A 15,215-nucleotide genomic window follows, 5' to 3' on the forward strand; every position below is an offset into this window, starting at 1 on the left:
TTACTCAAGACTAATATATCGCCATATACTTATCAAAAATACTGAACATCTGTTTTTTACAAACAATAACAATGATAAATACACAACATTAGTTTTATTTAGCAGGGATAACCATGCAATCAATTATTCATAAACTTGGCTTTATCGCAGTATTACTCACAACGGTTAGTGCATTTGATATTAATGCTAATTCGCTACAACATCTCGATAGTGAAACCACTGCTGAACAAGCAAGTAAAGCTGTGGTAAATGAAGATAACCAACAAACACTTGCAAGTCAGCTAAGCAGTGACGAAACACCAGCTGTTATCACAAACCTAAACCAAGTTGACCAAGCATTAGATAGCCAGGGGTTAACAGAAGAAGATAGTCACAATGTTAATGGCTTACTCAACCAGCTACATGAAAGTGCCATGTCTGCTGACTGGGAAAGTTATTTTAGCTTATATCACCCAGATGCGATTTTTATTGGCACTGACGCCAATGAGCGTTGGAATATGGAGCAATTTAAACAATATGCAACACCCACTAATGGCTGGCGCTATGATCTTCAAGCTCGTCATTTACTTCAAATTGGCGATGTTATTGTATTTGATGAACAGCTTTATAGCCCTTCGTACGGCATTAGCCGTGGTACTGGTGCGCTAATTAATACTGAACAAGGCTGGAAGATAGCGCAATATCATTTAAGTTTTCCAATTCCAAATGATAAAGCCAAACGTATCACATCGTTAATTAAACAATAATACGGCTATTACTAATCGAAAAAAACTCAAACTAGTTATATTAAAAAGCCCTTAGTGACTTATCATTAAGGGCTTTTTTTAAGTCGATAAATAATGTAAAGCTTATTTCATTGCCACGCTAAAGCACACATTAGCAAGTTGTGAAAAATGGGTAAAAGCATCAAAATCAATTGATTCAAATCGTCTAAATGAAGCATGCCTATCAGCATAAAAAACACCTAGCACCTTAGTGCCAACCATTAGCGGTGCAATTAAAAAGCCTTCTCGCGACAAGTCTTCAGTCAGATCACTAGCCAAACTTTGTGGCTCAGACCCACTGACTTGAGATACCCAATAGGGTTTCTTTTGTTCAATACACTGGGCAAAAATAGATTTGTGATCCGTTAACTCAATGACAAAATTAGTTTTCATGGTTTGCGCATCATCACCCATGGCGACTCTTGGCAGCAGCGTTTTTCGATTAGGTGACAATAACAACACCCCGCAACGGTCTACCCCTACACCGGTAAATATCCCTTCTAACGCAGTTTGCATTACCTGATTAAAGTCGGTTTTAGTAATAGCAAAACCGGTTAACTCACGTAGCTTAGTCAACTGAATCGATAAATTAGCCTCACGCAGTATGCTTTCAGGTTGAGGTGCATCAAGTGATTCAAACACTTTTTCAGTATCGGGAATAAATTCAACTAATATTTTAGCGCCATAATCGACCGCTAATTTATGGGTGGCTTGATTACAGCGCACTAAGCGTAAGTTAAACTCTTCAATGCTAATATCAAGCATATCAGCCGCTTGCTTTAAACGTTTTTGAAAGCCTTGCGGATCAAGCTGAGGTTGTGCAAGTGATTCAGCCAGTTTATCGGCAATAAAAATACACCGAATTTCAGGCGTACGTTCATCGGGGTTATTCAATGCTTTAAGTAACATCCCACCTAAGCCCCAGTTTCTGGCAATGCCTTGGGTTAATTGATTAAATGATGTCCCAAGCTCACCTCGGATAATACTCAACTGATCTACACTATCAGGATTGGATAGCAATTTGGCATCCAATTCATCCACCAATGTGCCACCCGTACTCCAAAAAGCACTTTCACCAATGCGATAGAGTAATGTAGCAATAAACACTTCTTCTCTTAAGGCTTCATCACGATCACTCACCATCATACGGGCAATCATTGCCCCATGAAACGATTGGGCCATAAGCTTTAATAAGCGTTTAAATACACTGTCTGAAAGGTTATGACTTTCAAGTAAACTGGATAATAATCTAGCAGTTAGGCAGATATTTCTAATGGTATCAAACCCTAGTACCACAGCCGCTCGGCTAACGGTAGACACTTGATTAATACCTTTGTTGTAAGTTGCGCTATTAGCAACCCGTAAAATGCGTGAAGTTAATGCATTATCATGGATCACACTGCGACCGAGTAACGATAAAGAGGAGACGTCATCCTTGGCAAGCTGCTCTAAATCTCTAACGGTTGAACATAGGGCTGGCATTTCTTGATCACTAATGCGCTTGGTCCAATATTCAACACCTTTATGAGATTGATTGGCTGTCATAGTTGTCTTTTTTGATTAAATAATTGTGGATATATTGTGACAAGTATACTCAAGATAACCCAGTGATGGAGATCTTATTAATACCCAAGTTGATATTATGTGATTTAGCATAAAAAAGCGGCCCATAAAGGGCCGTAACACAAACGAATTGGTTAAAAACTTACGGGTAGGAAGTGCACCAACAATAAGAATCAACGACAAAGCTTATGGGCTTATGATCCAAAAGGTCGATAAAAGTCCCGTGCGGCCTGTAGGAGAACCGCACGGGGTTACAATAGTCGCAAAGCGACTAAACTGTAAAACGGTACATTTAAAACTTAAAACTGCTCTTTTTCAGTTGAACCAGTTAGTGCTGTTACTGAAGACTTACCACCTTGAATACAGGTTATGGCTTGGTCGAAATAACCTGAACCCACTTATTGCTGGTGAAACACGAACGTATGACCTTTTCTCTGCGGCTGCGAGATTAGTTATCACGGCAGCAGGTGAGATTCTATAATTAAATACTGTTATATTAAGCGGTTAGTAGCTCATATCCTGGTAGCGTTAAAAAATCTACCAATTCATCTGATGTGGTAATTTGTTCAAGTAATTCAGCGGCTTTTGCAAACTGGCCAGCTTGGTAACGTTCATCACCTAATTCTTGTTGAACATTCACTAGCTCTTCTGCCAGCATGCTTCTAAACAAATCTTTAGTGACTAATTTATCGTTAGATAATGTTTTGCCATGCTGGATCCACTGCCAAATTGAGGTGCGTGAAATTTCAGCGGTTGCAGCATCCTCCATCAAACCGTAAATGGGCACACAGCCATTACCTTGGATCCAGGCTTCTATGTATTGCACAGCTATACGAATATTAAGACGCATGCCTGATTCAGTGCGTTCACCATTGCATGGTTCAAGTAATTCAGAGGCAAGAATTGGCGCGTCAACATCACGGGTAATGTGCAATTGGTTAGTTCTATCGCCGCCAATATAATCATTGAATATTTTCATTGCGGTATCTGCTAGGCCTGGGTGTGCCACCCATGTACCATCATGACCGTTACGGGCTTCTAGCTCTTTGTCACCACGCACTTTTTTCAGTACAAGTTCGTTAGTTGCTTCATCTTTTGCTGGAATAAATGCCGCCATACCGCCCATGGCGAGTGCACCACGTTTGTGACAGATTTTAATCAACAAGCGTGAATAAGCACTTAAAAATTTGGTTTCCATGGTCACCGCCTGGCGATCAGGTAAGACTCTGTCAGCATGGCGCTTTAAGGTTTTAATATAACTAAAAATGTAATCCCAACGGCCACAGTTCAGTGCAACTATGTTTGAACGCAGTTCATAGAGAATTTCGTCCATTTCAAACACAGCAGGCAAAGTCTCAATTAAACAGGTACATTTAATCGTGCCAGGTTTTAAGCAAAAACGTTCTTCAACAAAGGCAAACACTTTTGCCCACCAGCGCGCTTCAACATGACTTTCAAGTTTAGGAAGATAAAAATAAGGACCTGAATTATTAGCCAATAGCTGGTGATAGTTATGGTAAAAATATAAGGCGAAATCCATCAAACCGCCTGGAATAGCTTGGCCTTTGTATTCAACATGTTTCTCTTTTAAATGCAGACCACGAACACGGGCAATGAGTACCGCAGGATCGGGGTTTAGCTTATATTGTTTACCATCTGGCGAGGTAAACTCAATATCACCACGAACCGCATCACGCAAATTGATTTGCCCTTCAACCACTTTCTGCCAGCTTGGCGCTAGTGAGTCTTCAAAGTCCGCCATAAACACTTTAACGTTAGCGTTTAAAGCATTAATAATCATTTTACGGTCCACAGGACCGGTTATTTCGACACGACGATCGGTTAAGTCATGTGGAATACCACGAATAGACCAATTACCATCACGTATTGCACGGGTCTCAGGTAAAAAGTCAGGTAATTCACCGTTATCAATACGTGCTTGTTTCTGTTTGCGCTTTTCAAGCAGCTGTGGCACTTCTGCGGCAAAACGGCTACATAAGCTATTAAGTAATGCTAATGCGCCTTCATTAAACACATTTTCTTGTCCTGCTATTGCTGGACCAGTAATCACTAAATCTGACGAGCCGCTGGGCTGTTCAGATGTTGTCTTACTGTACTGTGCTACTAATTGCTCTGCCGTCATAACCAGGCTCCCTTGACGCGACTGTCATTGTTTTTCAAACGGGTTGAACATTTCTATTTGGATTAACGCATTGAATGAAAAGTGACTAATAAACTCAATCATTCAGAGTAACTCAAGTTGTTTGCTTAACATGCTGCAAATTAATCTGAGCGACTTTCGTTTACCAGTAACACTTTAATTCAAATAAAACCATCAAATGTTCGTTTCGCAGTAAAAAATACGCAAAAACAGTTGTATTTGCAACAGTTATCACTTTACCAATTCGGTAAAAAACCATCAACAACCTCGGTTTAAAAATGGTCATACCAAAAGATAATTTCCACAACAAACCATTGAAAAAAACAATTTAAATTATTTTTAAACTGTATAACCAACCCTGTAAAATTAAATGGTCTTACCTAATTACCAATAAAAAATATAGGTAATAACACACGTAACAAAAAAACATATCGTAAACCATTAATTACAAAACTTTAGTAGAACAAACCTTCACAGCAATAGCCTCTGCGTTTTGCGCTCACCTTGAGGTAACCTAATTTTTATCAATATAATCAGATACTAATACCCTAACCAATAATCATCAAATTAAAACACTCGTTTTAAATTTACGTTGACGTAAGGTGGAGTTTTTGTGGGTACTTAATCACAGAAATAAAGATGAACGTTATCCGATCATCAACTCTATTCTTTGTGGTTTTATTGAAAAATAAGTTAATTTATTTTCATTTTTTTCGACTTCTTAGTCATTTAGCTTAGTATTTCAGCAGAAAGTAAACTTAATACGATTTCAGCAGGCGTGTTTATTACTATTTCGCAACATCAACTCAGTAGAAATACCCAGTCGCACGTAGCATTAATATACCTACAAATATCATTCAATGGCTCGATAAATCATCAAACAGATATAGGCTCTACCTGCAAGCCACATACTGAGGACCATGCTATTTGATATCACAGCCAATTCAACATCCTAAAAGGAGCAAATAACTCTCTGAAAATGTTAGCTGTGGTAACTGGCACTAAACACCAAAAAACATATCAATTTGAATAGCCGAAAGCTGAATGATTGGATGATTGAGTTATCGAGCTGCTCGACGAATGGGCTAGTAAATAAATTAATCAGCCGATAAAGCAGCTAACGATTAACCTTGCCTATTAGATATTAGCAATGATGGGAGAATGACAAACATAAACAGTGATTAGCAAGTGAAAGGTTATTTGATGAAAAGTCGGCTTTCTGAGGTCTTTTTAGGCTTTTTCTAGGCTCTTTAAAACACTAGTCAAAAACATGTACCCACTATTGTCACAGTAATAGTATAAGCGATGATGCTTATTAAAATAGCGACAACCACTATATATTCTTAATGCTAGTAACTTGCAGAATTGCAAAGAGAGTTAATTAAAGCAGCTTTTAGGCGAAGCTAGGGTGATATACCAGCACTTTATTACGTCCTTGATGCTTACATTTATACAAGGCAATGTCAGCACGACTTAATAATGGGTCAATACTTAAATCATCACGCGTTAACGAGCTTACACCAACACTCAAGGTTATCGAAAAGTTATGACCAGAATACTTAGTATTAATGTGTTCAACTTCTTTACGTATCGTTTCAGCTAGTTTAAAGGCTGTCTTCTCGTCGGTATTAGGCAAATAAAGTACAAACTCTTCACCGCCAAGGCGACAAAAAATATCGCTAGGACGAATAACATCTTCAATAACTTGAGTCACTTTTTTTAATGTCCAATCGCCAGTTGCATGGCCAAAACGATCATTAATTGACTTAAACAAATCCAAATCTAATACCAGTACAGAAAAGTGGCGATGATTAGATAACGCTTGTACCAATTCATTTTCAGCTAAATCTTGACCTGTTTGGCGGTTAAAAATTCCGGTTAATCCATCCCGCTGGGCCTGGCGCATAAATTGATTCCGCTGCAGCCATGCCGTTAATAGTAAAAGTAATAAGCCAATACACACCCCGAACAACAGAGTCGAAAACATAATCGATGAGCTTTTCTCTTTTAAAAACAGATCTTTTTGCTGCACCATTAATTCATGTTCTTGCAACAAATTCTTATTCTCGCGATTTTTCTCAGCACTATCAAAACGGGCCATTTGATAAGCATTTTGTTTATGATTACTTTCATCTAAATCTTGTAAATCTAACGCATGGGCTACCACCTGATATTGGTATGCTTTAGCATATTCCCCATCTCGACTGGCTAACATGGCCAATACTTCATTAGCTTGCTTTTTAACATGATTATTAGACTTATCTTCGTTTAATTCGTTAAGTTCATTAGCATATAGCGCCGCTTTTTGATAATCGCCCTGGTAGAAATAAATTTTACTCAAAAAGGCTTTCACGCTGTGTATCTCAACTTGAAATTGAAATGACAAATACCCTTCAAGTGCAGCTTCAAACAGCGGCTTAGCCAGGTCTAGTTGGCCTGATTCAAAATAACTCTCCGCCTGTCCCTTAATAGACATAATTTCTATTAACGGCTGCTCATTATTGGCGCAATACATTTCAGACTGCTTAAATAAATCATTCGCCTCGCTATAGCGCCCTAACCTTAAGGTAGCTACAGCTAAATAGACTTTGGTATAGCACTCATGTTTAGTATCTTTACCTTGATTAAGGTTTAACACTAACTGTGCGGTACTGAGCATTTCTTCATAGGCATTTAAATCAAGCAAGATATTTAACAGACGAACATAAGAAGCGACTTTAAGGCTGGTGTCTTCAACACCTTCAATGCGGGCTAGATTTATTTCCAACATAGCAAACGCTGCTTCATAGTTTTTAAGCATCAAAAACACAGTTGTTTTATAAAGATAAATTCGAGTAAGCGACTCTTCCGACGGGGAGTAAGTTAACGCTAAGTCAAGTGCTTGGTTGGCTTGTTCCAATTCTGATAAATAAACGTATTTTGAACTCAGCAGCGTATAAAACTCAGCCAACTGAGGATGGGACAACTTATCAAGCGAACGCTCTATATCTACAATCGCGGACTCTGCTTGAGTAAAATCTGTTTGCAGTAATTTTTCAATTCGACTTAAAGACTCATCGTAATTTTCAGATGCAAAAGCACAATTGGTCAATACCAATTGTGCTAATAAACAGAAAACTAAGCCTTTATATTTCATTTGTTATTCAGTTGGCGTTGCAACCATCACATAAGACTGCATTAAACTATCGCCAAGTAGTGCTTTTAAAGCATCTAAATCACCTGACATCACTAAATCGGCCTCTTGAGCTGTTAAGCCATGTGCCAACATAACGCCTCGAGGATCCGCTTTATAAGCTTCTAGTAACCCAGCATCGACCGATAGCGCTTCGGCAAATTTTTGTAACTTTGACATGACATTCCTTTATCGTTTTTGTAATTATTTTAAAACTAGCCGATAGTATCAGCTGTTATACCTAATTTATCTAAAATCTGTTGATTTAATGTTAACTTCTTTGATGGAGGTATCATTAAGGTACTAATTGACCTAAGTTCTGCAAAAGGTAAATCACTCAAAGCAATGGTGTCAATTCTGGGTTGTTGAAATGGCAAGGTAGCCGCTTCATAAATCACCACGGGATGTTCTAACGGATACCATTGGCTCAAATGCTCAACCAATATCTCAAGTTTTGCATTAGTGGTCGAAAACTGGGTCAGCGTATGTTCACCGGCCAAGGCAATTTGCCATAACAATAAGTGAGTGCAATTATTGGGGATATGGTTATAAAGTAAAAACTGCGTCGCCTCAAAACTTTGATGACCGACATTAGCCGGATCTATACCTAAATCAGCCCATAAACAGGCTTCAGCAGAAACACCTGGTAGCATATTCGACTCAAAACCCTCAGCCCGGGCTTGTTTTATAGCCATATGTGCTACACAGGCAAAAATACCTGGATGACCATAAAGTGCGCACACCACCAACTTGCCTTGACGTACTTCAGCTAATATAGCGTTTACCATTTCACTATAGGTATCACGTCGGTTTTTAACTTCATCAGGTTTGGCATAAAAAGACTGCAGCGATCGCACATCAGCGTTTATAGCATCTAGCCACCGCGCTGCAAAGCCATCGGTTACCAACGAAAAAACCACATCGGCTATTTCAATATAACTTTTACTTAAGGTGCTAATTTGACCCGCCAAGTGCATGCCTGTACCCACGCACACCAATCGGCCGACATTTTTTGACTGTTCAGATTGAGATATTATTTCAGTATTCTGAGCTTTCAACATGACACCATTCATTGTTTATTCATTTTTATTATTAAAATACCGTATGGCAGTACTAAATAACATTTAATTTATTGCTAAAGCTAAACAATTTGAGTAAACATTCCAATGTTTTTTTGCTTAAAAATATAATAAACCATTGAACTTATGCCAATGAAACCAATCAAATTAGCCGCAAGTCACATCCGCCCCTTGTCATGATAGGGTTTGCTTGGGTATGATGACCAACAGAATTTAGGAACTAGCACAGACAATGATTAACAAAAAACAAAGTCTTACTCTGTTAAGCGCAGTAGCATTATCTATCTCATTAAGCGGTTGTGGTGTATTTGATTGGCTAATTTACAAGCCAGATGTCCCTCAAGGGAACTACATGGAAAGCCAGCAGGTCGATAAATTACGTATCGACATGACAAAAGAACAAGCTGAATATATTTTAGGTCGCCCAGTTTTACGTGACAGCTTTGCCGACGATACCTGGTATTACGTGTATCACTTTAAAAGTGGTCGTGATGCAAGCATTATCCATAAAGAGTTAATTATTCACTTTATTGATGACAAGGTTAACCGTGTTGAAGGTGATTATGATTTAAGTGCAGATTTTAATACTCCACTAGATCAAAGCAAACTACCTTCAAGCAATGAGCCAGAAGATGATCCGCTTATTCCGGAAGCTCGCCCAGACGCTAAACCTTTAGTTGAAGAACAACGTGGTTTAAACGGCACGATTAACAATAAAAAATAAACCTTAACTTAACGTTACAGGACACAAAAAAGCAGGGAGCCCATCCCTGCTTTTTTATATCTGAAATTCAACAGTGTTTAACTCAACTTTGCGCCGGTAATTTTATTAATTCGCCCTTCATCTTTAGCTTTTTCAGCACGCTTACGACGTACATCTTTTGGATCGGCAATCAGCGGCCTATAAATTTCAACACGCTGACCAGGCACTAAAATCTCATCATGTTTCACCTGACGACTAAATACCCCAAGCTTTACCTTGTCTAAATCAATTTCAGGGAAAAAAGCGCAAATATCACTTTGCCTAACCGCCTCAATAAAACTGCAACCCGGTGCAACCATCACAGTAATAATTTTTTGTTGGGTTGGCAGCGCATAAACCACATCAACAGCAAACGGTTGTTGTTCAATTGTCACGATAAATTACCTTAGCTCGGTCAGTAAATGCGGTCACCATAGACAACATTAATTGTTTAAATACCCGCCCAAAAGCCAAATCAGACAGCGGATTAGCAAATTCAAAATCCAAATCAAACTCAACTTTGCACGCATCATCGGTTAACTCAGTAAACACCCACAAACCTTGCAGGCGTTTAAATGGGCCATTTTCGAGTGTTAAAGTAATCCGTTTACCTGCTTCCACATGATTACGTGTCGTAAAAGTCTTTTTGATGCCAGCTTTACTCACATCAACCGATGCCACCATGGTTGTACCATCAAACTCCAATACTTTACCGCCCACGCAGCCGGGTAAAAAAGCATGGTAAGACTCAACATCATTAACCAACTCATACATCTGCATGGCACTAAAGCGCACCAACACACTCTTGGAAATCTTAGGCATCCGCACTCACTTTTACGAAATAATAACGCGATTTTATCACGATAAATGAAAAAGGCATCTGTTGCAGTACAACATAGACGTACACAAACCAATAATTTAGGTATAATCGTTGAATTATTAATACTCTCCCCCCATATCTGTTGTAGAACTGAATGAAAAAGTTAACACAACAGCGCTTTTAAAATGGGCAAATTGCAGGCGATATACGCCTAGATGGTAAAAAAGCATGGTAAAGAAATCGGCAAAAAATCCCTCAGCAACTATCGCACGTAATAAACGCGCGACATTTGAATACCGCATAGAAGACAAAGTCGAAGCGGGATTACAACTTATGGGCTGGGAAGTAAAATCTATCCGCATGGGTAAAGTTAACTTATCTGATTGTTATGTATACATAAAAGAGGGTGAAGCCTTTATGCATGGTTGTACTATACAACCCCTTAATACCGCTTCAACCCATGTAATATGCGATCCAATAAGAACCAAAAAACTGCTATTAAAGCGCAGTGAAATCGACAAACTTGCCGGGTTAATTGAACGTCAAGGTTACACCCTTGTGCCCTTGTCCATGTATTGGCGTAAAGGTGCGTGGGTTAAAGTTGAAATTGGCTTAGGTAAAGGTAAGAAAGATCACGATAAACGTGAAGACACCAAAGAACGTGAATGGAAAGTCGAACAGTCTCGCGTAATGAAAAAGAGCAGACTGGACGGATAATAACCAAACGATGATATTTTGTTAATCGTCGCTAGGTATTAACCAAACAACACGTTATGATATTACTAATTGGGGGCGATTCTGGATTCGACAGGATTCACGAAACCCAAGGAGCATGTCGAGGGGCGGTTGGCCTCGTAAAAAGCCGCACCGTTATAGTTGCAAACGACTCTAACTACTCTCTAGCAGCTTAGGCTAGCTAGCCATCACCCACACGTTTCGCACGTGGACAGTGGATCATGATGGTCATATTACAGTGTGCTAGCGAGGGAACTCCGTCCGGGGGTGAACCGCGAAACAGTACCGGACTCACCAAGTAGCATCCTGTCTTTCGGAGACTCCTTGGTTAAATAAAAGAGAGACTAAACATGTAGTGCCGAGGATGTAGGCTTTCTGGACGCGGGTTCAAGTCCCGCCGCCTCCACCAATTTATAGAAGGGCTTAGCAGCAATGCTAAGCCCTTTTTGTTTCTGTTTTTTACTTATATTGTTACAGCGAAAATCACTTTCTATTTTTATCCGATTCAGATGTGGCGGCGGGACTTGAACCCGCGTCCTATTTGTATCGCTAAACCTCAAGAACTCCTTTAAACCTCGCAAAGGTATTCATTGAGGTTGTTGATAGCATGTCTTGATAATCTGGATTATTAGCACTTAAAGTGTACTGACCTTGCCCCAGTTTTTTCACTTTACGTAATAAATATTGGGGATCACCGGTTTCATCTAATAACTCAATCGCAAGAGTATGATTTGTAGCGCGTCGCGAGGTTTGAGAAATGAAATCGGCTGGTTTGAGACAAATCAATCAACTTAATTCTCAAATTGGATGGAATCACTTGGTTTGAGAAAAACTTTAAATATCATTTAAAGGCTTTTAAAAGCCTTATAAATACATATTTAACATTCCAAATTATATCTGCTTCACCAGTTCGATTTTTTAAATCTCTAACTCTACATAAGCCAGGTCAGCGGCTTGGCCTTGGGTTTGACCATCGATGATATACACCTTACCGCTTGTCACTGAATCCCCTAACACCGTTTGATAACTGCCATCAACATGCTGCACTGTTGTGGTTCCATTACTCACGTTAATCACAGTGGCGACACTACGCTGTGGTTTGGGGTTAAGGTTAGCTAAGCGTTGATAAATGTTACTCATGCTGCAACCTCATTACGCAATAAAGTGACTGTTTGATTGACACTCACCACTCCCGTCGATTCATTAACACTTGCAGTGATAGTGAAGCTATCACATACAGACTTAAACACATCAACACCTTTGCGAACGACAACTAACATGCCTGGTCTAATGGGGGGTAAATCAGCCATAACCTTTGTTCGAATAACGCTTTGTACTTTATTACCGGCATTAGATAACTCAGCCGTTGCACGCATTCTAGCGGCTTGATTATCAGTAATTAACTTATCAACTATATCAGCAGCAAAGTTATCGCCAGCAGTACCTGAACGTTTTACTTTTGCAGCAACCCCTTGTTGTTCACCCCTTACAAAAACTGCATTGGCATCAGGTCGTATTTCTCGACGCTCACTAAAATCGAGGATCACACTGTCATGAATAATCACATCCGGTACCGCACTTTCAGTATCCCAAGGGACTGTTGGCCATTGTGGAATAACAGTAATTGTTTGGGTTTCATCATCAATATCTAACATAGCACCAACAGCGCTGGCCATTAAGCTTATCGCTTCCGCTGGCGTTTTAGCCGCATAACTAAAGGCATTCGCGGGCACTGTAAAATCGGTGATTTCACTTACAATAGTCCAACCCGTATTCACAATAACATCAGACATTAAGCCAATAAAGCTACGGGAGACAGTGTTCATATAGTTAATCGATTTTTGATAAGGTGCAGACAACAACGCCAAGCGCCCACGTCCACTAGTGCTATAACTGGCCGAACCAAAGGCACGTGTTTCACTTGAAGACTCACACAGTAAATATAAGTCGTAACCGTTAATCGTTATCTTAAGCAATTCATCCGCAGCACGTAGGGCATCAATTCGCGATGAGAAAGTTAAACTTCCACTACTTGCCCACTGACCTCTTGAGCGTGAAATCGATACTGATTTAAGTACCACCACAGCGCCATCACTAACACGAACACAACTAATTTGAGGCTGCATGAGGTAACTCCTTCTAATTTGGGGCTCAATAGGGATTTTAAAGTCGATTGTAGGTAGCACTGGATTAGCATCAATTAAGCCGCCACCGTCGTCAAAGTAACAATACTCTGGTGACGGTGTGAACCGGATAATAATCGGATTGACTGCAGCGCTGGTTAAAGGGGTAAATGGATCATTAAAACGAATACTCACTACACCCACTGGTGGGCGGTATTTAGTCGAGCATATCCAGCGTGCTGCATGCGGGGCCCATTTTAAAAGGTGTTCAGTACCGCAACGCATTCCTTTATAACGTAATGTATGCTGAATATGTTGTGCTGCGCCATCATGCCATATCACACTGACTGATAAGCGCTCAGCGGCAACATCTAACCAACGCATTACGGTATCAGTTTGATGACTTATTGTTGTTTTCCACAAAATATCAATTGAGGTTTGATGGCTTGTTGGTAGCGCCCAACTAATCGCAAAGTCATTGCGGGTTTGCGGTAATACTTTCCAGCTTAAACCGTAGCTTATACCTTCTGATGCTTTAGATGCCCAACCAGCGATAATCGTTTGTTCGGTTCCATTGTTTAACGTCCAAGATACGTCAAATTGGATACCTATGTGACTTGCTGCCTCAGCCAGTACCGTTTGTGTTTCAACAGCTATAGGTTTGCGCCACACCATACCGTATTCAATACCAATGCTATTATCGATAGGTAATGGTGGTTCAATATCACCACCAAACCGAATTACAATGGGTGACAATCTAGACGCGTAAGGTCTGCTGAACCTTATAATTACCATATGTCTAACTCACCGAGTACCGCAGGTTCTAGTTTAATTGCGTCAATTGTTTGAAGCGCATAAACACCATTCATATCAATAATGCCGACAATAATTTTATTAGTTAATGCGTACTCGTAATTAAACACAGTTTGAAAAGTCTTTGACGGTGGTACTTCCATGTATCTCATAACCAAGCCAGTAGTTCGGTCAATTATCATCAAACGACTCGCTGCAACGTCAATATCAACGGTCAGTAACCCAACGTTTAAATGGTCAGCACCCTTTGTTAGTTTGAGTATTAAACTATTCATACCAAGTGTCCAAATCAATACATACGTTACATGAACCAACGTGACCTTGCCTGATAATCCAATAACTACGACCCTGTTGAGTATGAATTTGCGGCCACGGTTGGTCACTATATCCACCTTGTGCAAATTCATACAGCCCAGCTATAGCGCCACGAATCACAGGTCTACTCTCGCTGAACCGTATGAGTGTATCAAAAGCGTCCTTGGTGCCTGAGTTAAGCGTTTTTAATTTCACCAATACAGGGGCAAGAAATAGGTTTGTAACGGGTACACCTTGCGAGTTAGAAGCTGACGTTTGAGAATAAAGTTTTGCACCATCCATCGGTAAATACAATTGGTACTCCGCTGAATATATGTCGTTGTTGGCGTCACCAAGTACGACTTGCCCTGAACCGTTACCCAAATAATCTAGTGATAAATTCCAACCAGTACCACCTGTATTATTTGTTGATGCATAAAATGCCATCATTGTTGATTGGTCATAAGGTAGCGATGGGTCTAAATCACCAAACCACCAAGTACCAGACCCAGACGTACCTGACGCCATAGGTTTAGAGGTGTTATTAACTATTAAATAAAACGATCTCGACGTACCGATTATCACCCACTGTGTGTTATTTACAGTTTGTGCAAAGATGGAATTATAAACGTGAAGCGGTAGCACTTCATCTACACTATTTGCAATTTTACCATGAGTGTAAATTACCGTACCACCCACCCTATCATCCGTATTGAAATCCGCAAATCGCAATACACCACCACTACCGTCAGTGGGTGAGTTTCTAAAAACAATCTTTCTATTCTGAACATCTTCAAATGGTGCAGTCCACCCTAATGGTGATTTAGTTCCATAACCCTCAACCAAGCATTTTTTTAAAATCGTTATAAGTTCAGATGGTCGTCTTTCAACAAGTTGCGGTGCACCCGCATCATCCCAGCGATAAACCGTTACTGGTAATCCCATTTTA

At 39.9% G+C, this 15,215-nt stretch carries 15 protein-coding genes, 1 other RNA gene and 1 pseudogene; 4 read left to right on the forward strand and 13 right to left on the reverse strand.

All coding sequences use genetic code 11. The features are described from left to right. The first annotated feature begins 113 nt into the window (after positions 1-113). Positions 114-746: a nuclear transport factor 2 family protein gene (locus FJ709_RS13495; protein WP_226410548.1), complete on the forward strand. Its 633-nt coding sequence runs from the start codon at positions 114-116 to the stop codon at positions 744-746. Positions 747-848: 102 nt separating this feature from the next. Here FJ709_RS13495 and FJ709_RS13500 read toward each other — a convergent pair whose 3' ends face one another. The 6 genes and pseudogenes from FJ709_RS13500 to FJ709_RS13525 all read right to left on the reverse strand — a co-directional run bounded on the left by FJ709_RS13500 (position 849) and on the right by FJ709_RS13525 (position 8,721). Beyond that, positions 849-2,309 carry an HDOD domain-containing protein gene (locus FJ709_RS13500; protein ID WP_226410549.1) on the reverse strand — a complete coding sequence of 487 codons (1,461 nt, stop codon included), beginning with the start codon at positions 2,307-2,309 and terminating at the stop codon, positions 849-851. Positions 2,310-2,626: 317 nt separating this feature from the next. Next, positions 2,627-2,761 (reverse strand): annotated as a pseudogene (locus FJ709_RS19730) (isocitrate lyase); the annotation flags it as partial. Between the two features lie 62 nt (positions 2,762-2,823). After that, the gene (aceB, locus tag FJ709_RS13510; RefSeq protein WP_226410550.1) at positions 2,824-4,470 is read right to left on the reverse strand and encodes a malate synthase A; all 1,647 of its coding nucleotides are present in this window, start codon (positions 4,468-4,470) and stop codon (positions 2,824-2,826) included. A gap of 1,411 nt (positions 4,471-5,881) precedes the next feature. Then, positions 5,882-7,624 carry a tetratricopeptide repeat-containing diguanylate cyclase gene (locus FJ709_RS13515; RefSeq protein WP_226410551.1) on the reverse strand — a complete coding sequence of 581 codons (1,743 nt, stop codon included), beginning with the start codon at positions 7,622-7,624 and terminating at the stop codon, positions 5,882-5,884. 3 nt (positions 7,625-7,627) lie between these two features. Next, positions 7,628-7,840, reverse strand: a complete 213-nt coding sequence (locus FJ709_RS13520) for a hypothetical protein (RefSeq protein ID WP_226410552.1) — start codon at positions 7,838-7,840, stop codon at positions 7,628-7,630. 35 nt (positions 7,841-7,875) lie between these two features. Next, positions 7,876-8,721: an SAM-dependent methyltransferase gene (locus FJ709_RS13525; RefSeq protein WP_226410553.1), complete on the reverse strand. Its 846-nt coding sequence runs from the start codon at positions 8,719-8,721 to the stop codon at positions 7,876-7,878. A 250-nt stretch (positions 8,722-8,971) separates the two neighbouring features. Here FJ709_RS13525 and FJ709_RS13530 point away from each other — a divergent pair, with 250 nt between their 5' ends. Continuing rightward, entirely contained in the window at positions 8,972-9,463 is a 492-nt protein-coding gene (locus FJ709_RS13530; RefSeq protein WP_226410554.1) for an outer membrane protein assembly factor BamE, read from the forward strand. 77 nt (positions 9,464-9,540) lie between these two features. Here the strand turns inward: FJ709_RS13530 and FJ709_RS13535 are convergent, their stop codons facing one another. Beyond that, entirely contained in the window at positions 9,541-9,876 is a 336-nt protein-coding gene (locus tag FJ709_RS13535; protein ID WP_226410555.1) for an RnfH family protein, read from the reverse strand. Next, positions 9,866-10,303, reverse strand: a complete 438-nt coding sequence (locus tag FJ709_RS13540) for an SRPBCC family protein (protein ID WP_226410556.1) — start codon at positions 10,301-10,303, stop codon at positions 9,866-9,868. The genes FJ709_RS13535 and FJ709_RS13540 overlap by 11 nt, the downstream gene beginning before the upstream one ends. A 226-nt stretch (positions 10,304-10,529) precedes the next feature. Here FJ709_RS13540 and smpB point away from each other — a divergent pair, with 226 nt between their 5' ends. Beyond that, entirely contained in the window at positions 10,530-11,018 is a 489-nt protein-coding gene (smpB, locus tag FJ709_RS13545) for an SsrA-binding protein SmpB (protein ID WP_226410557.1), read from the forward strand. A 71-nt stretch (positions 11,019-11,089) separates the two neighbouring features. Continuing rightward, positions 11,090-11,445: a transfer-messenger RNA gene (gene ssrA, locus FJ709_RS13550) on the forward strand. A 140-nt stretch (positions 11,446-11,585) separates the two neighbouring features. Here ssrA and FJ709_RS13555 read toward each other — a convergent pair. The 5 genes from FJ709_RS13555 to FJ709_RS13575 all read right to left on the reverse strand — a co-directional run bounded on the left by FJ709_RS13555 (position 11,586) and on the right by FJ709_RS13575 (position 15,211). Beyond that, on the reverse strand, positions 11,586-11,822 hold the full coding sequence (locus FJ709_RS13555) for a hypothetical protein (protein WP_226410558.1): 237 nt from the start codon (positions 11,820-11,822) through the stop codon (positions 11,586-11,588). A 132-nt stretch (positions 11,823-11,954) separates the two neighbouring features. Continuing rightward, positions 11,955-12,176 carry a hypothetical protein gene (locus FJ709_RS13560; protein ID WP_226410559.1) on the reverse strand — a complete coding sequence of 74 codons (222 nt, stop codon included), beginning with the start codon at positions 12,174-12,176 and terminating at the stop codon, positions 11,955-11,957. Beyond that, complete coding sequence (locus tag FJ709_RS13565; protein WP_226410560.1) at positions 12,173-13,915, reverse strand: hypothetical protein; 1,743 nt, start codon at positions 13,913-13,915, stop codon at positions 12,173-12,175. The genes FJ709_RS13560 and FJ709_RS13565 overlap by 4 nt, the downstream gene beginning before the upstream one ends. Before the next feature lie 32 nt (positions 13,916-13,947). After that, entirely contained in the window at positions 13,948-14,247 is a 300-nt protein-coding gene (locus tag FJ709_RS13570; RefSeq protein WP_226410561.1) for a hypothetical protein, read from the reverse strand. After that, complete coding sequence (locus FJ709_RS13575) at positions 14,240-15,211, reverse strand: hypothetical protein (protein ID WP_226410562.1); 972 nt, start codon at positions 15,209-15,211, stop codon at positions 14,240-14,242. The genes FJ709_RS13570 and FJ709_RS13575 overlap by 8 nt, the downstream gene beginning before the upstream one ends. Between the last annotated feature and the right edge of the window lie 4 nt (positions 15,212-15,215).

The sequence above is a fragment of the Shewanella glacialimarina genome, from assembly GCF_020511155.1.
GTDB classification, from domain to species: Bacteria; Pseudomonadota; Gammaproteobacteria; order Enterobacterales; family Shewanellaceae; genus Shewanella; species Shewanella glacialimarina.

Bases quoted from the DNA above. Each gene is read 5' to 3' on its own strand.
- FJ709_RS13560 (WP_226410559.1), bottom strand. From the start codon at position 12,176: ATGAGTAACATTTATCAACGCTTAGCTAACCTTAACCCCAAACCACAG.
- FJ709_RS13540 (WP_226410556.1), bottom strand. From the start codon at position 10,303: ATGCCTAAGATTTCCAAGAGTGTGTTGGTGCGCTTTAGTGCCATGCAG.
- smpB (WP_226410557.1), top strand. From the start codon at position 10,530: ATGGTAAAGAAATCGGCAAAAAATCCCTCAGCAACTATCGCACGTAAT.
- FJ709_RS13575 (WP_226410562.1), bottom strand. From the start codon at position 15,211: ATGGGATTACCAGTAACGGTTTATCGCTGGGATGATGCGGGTGCACCG.
- FJ709_RS13530 (WP_226410554.1), top strand. From the start codon at position 8,972: ATGATTAACAAAAAACAAAGTCTTACTCTGTTAAGCGCAGTAGCATTA.
- FJ709_RS13515 (WP_226410551.1), bottom strand. From the start codon at position 7,624: ATGAAATATAAAGGCTTAGTTTTCTGTTTATTAGCACAATTGGTATTG.
- aceB (WP_226410550.1), bottom strand. From the start codon at position 4,470: ATGACGGCAGAGCAATTAGTAGCACAGTACAGTAAGACAACATCTGAA.
- FJ709_RS13500 (WP_226410549.1), bottom strand. From the start codon at position 2,309: ATGACAGCCAATCAATCTCATAAAGGTGTTGAATATTGGACCAAGCGC.
- FJ709_RS13495 (WP_226410548.1), top strand. From the start codon at position 114: ATGCAATCAATTATTCATAAACTTGGCTTTATCGCAGTATTACTCACA.
- FJ709_RS13570 (WP_226410561.1), bottom strand. From the start codon at position 14,247: ATGAATAGTTTAATACTCAAACTAACAAAGGGTGCTGACCATTTAAAC.
- FJ709_RS13525 (WP_226410553.1), bottom strand. From the start codon at position 8,721: ATGTTGAAAGCTCAGAATACTGAAATAATATCTCAATCTGAACAGTCA.
- FJ709_RS13520 (WP_226410552.1), bottom strand. From the start codon at position 7,840: ATGTCAAAGTTACAAAAATTTGCCGAAGCGCTATCGGTCGATGCTGGG.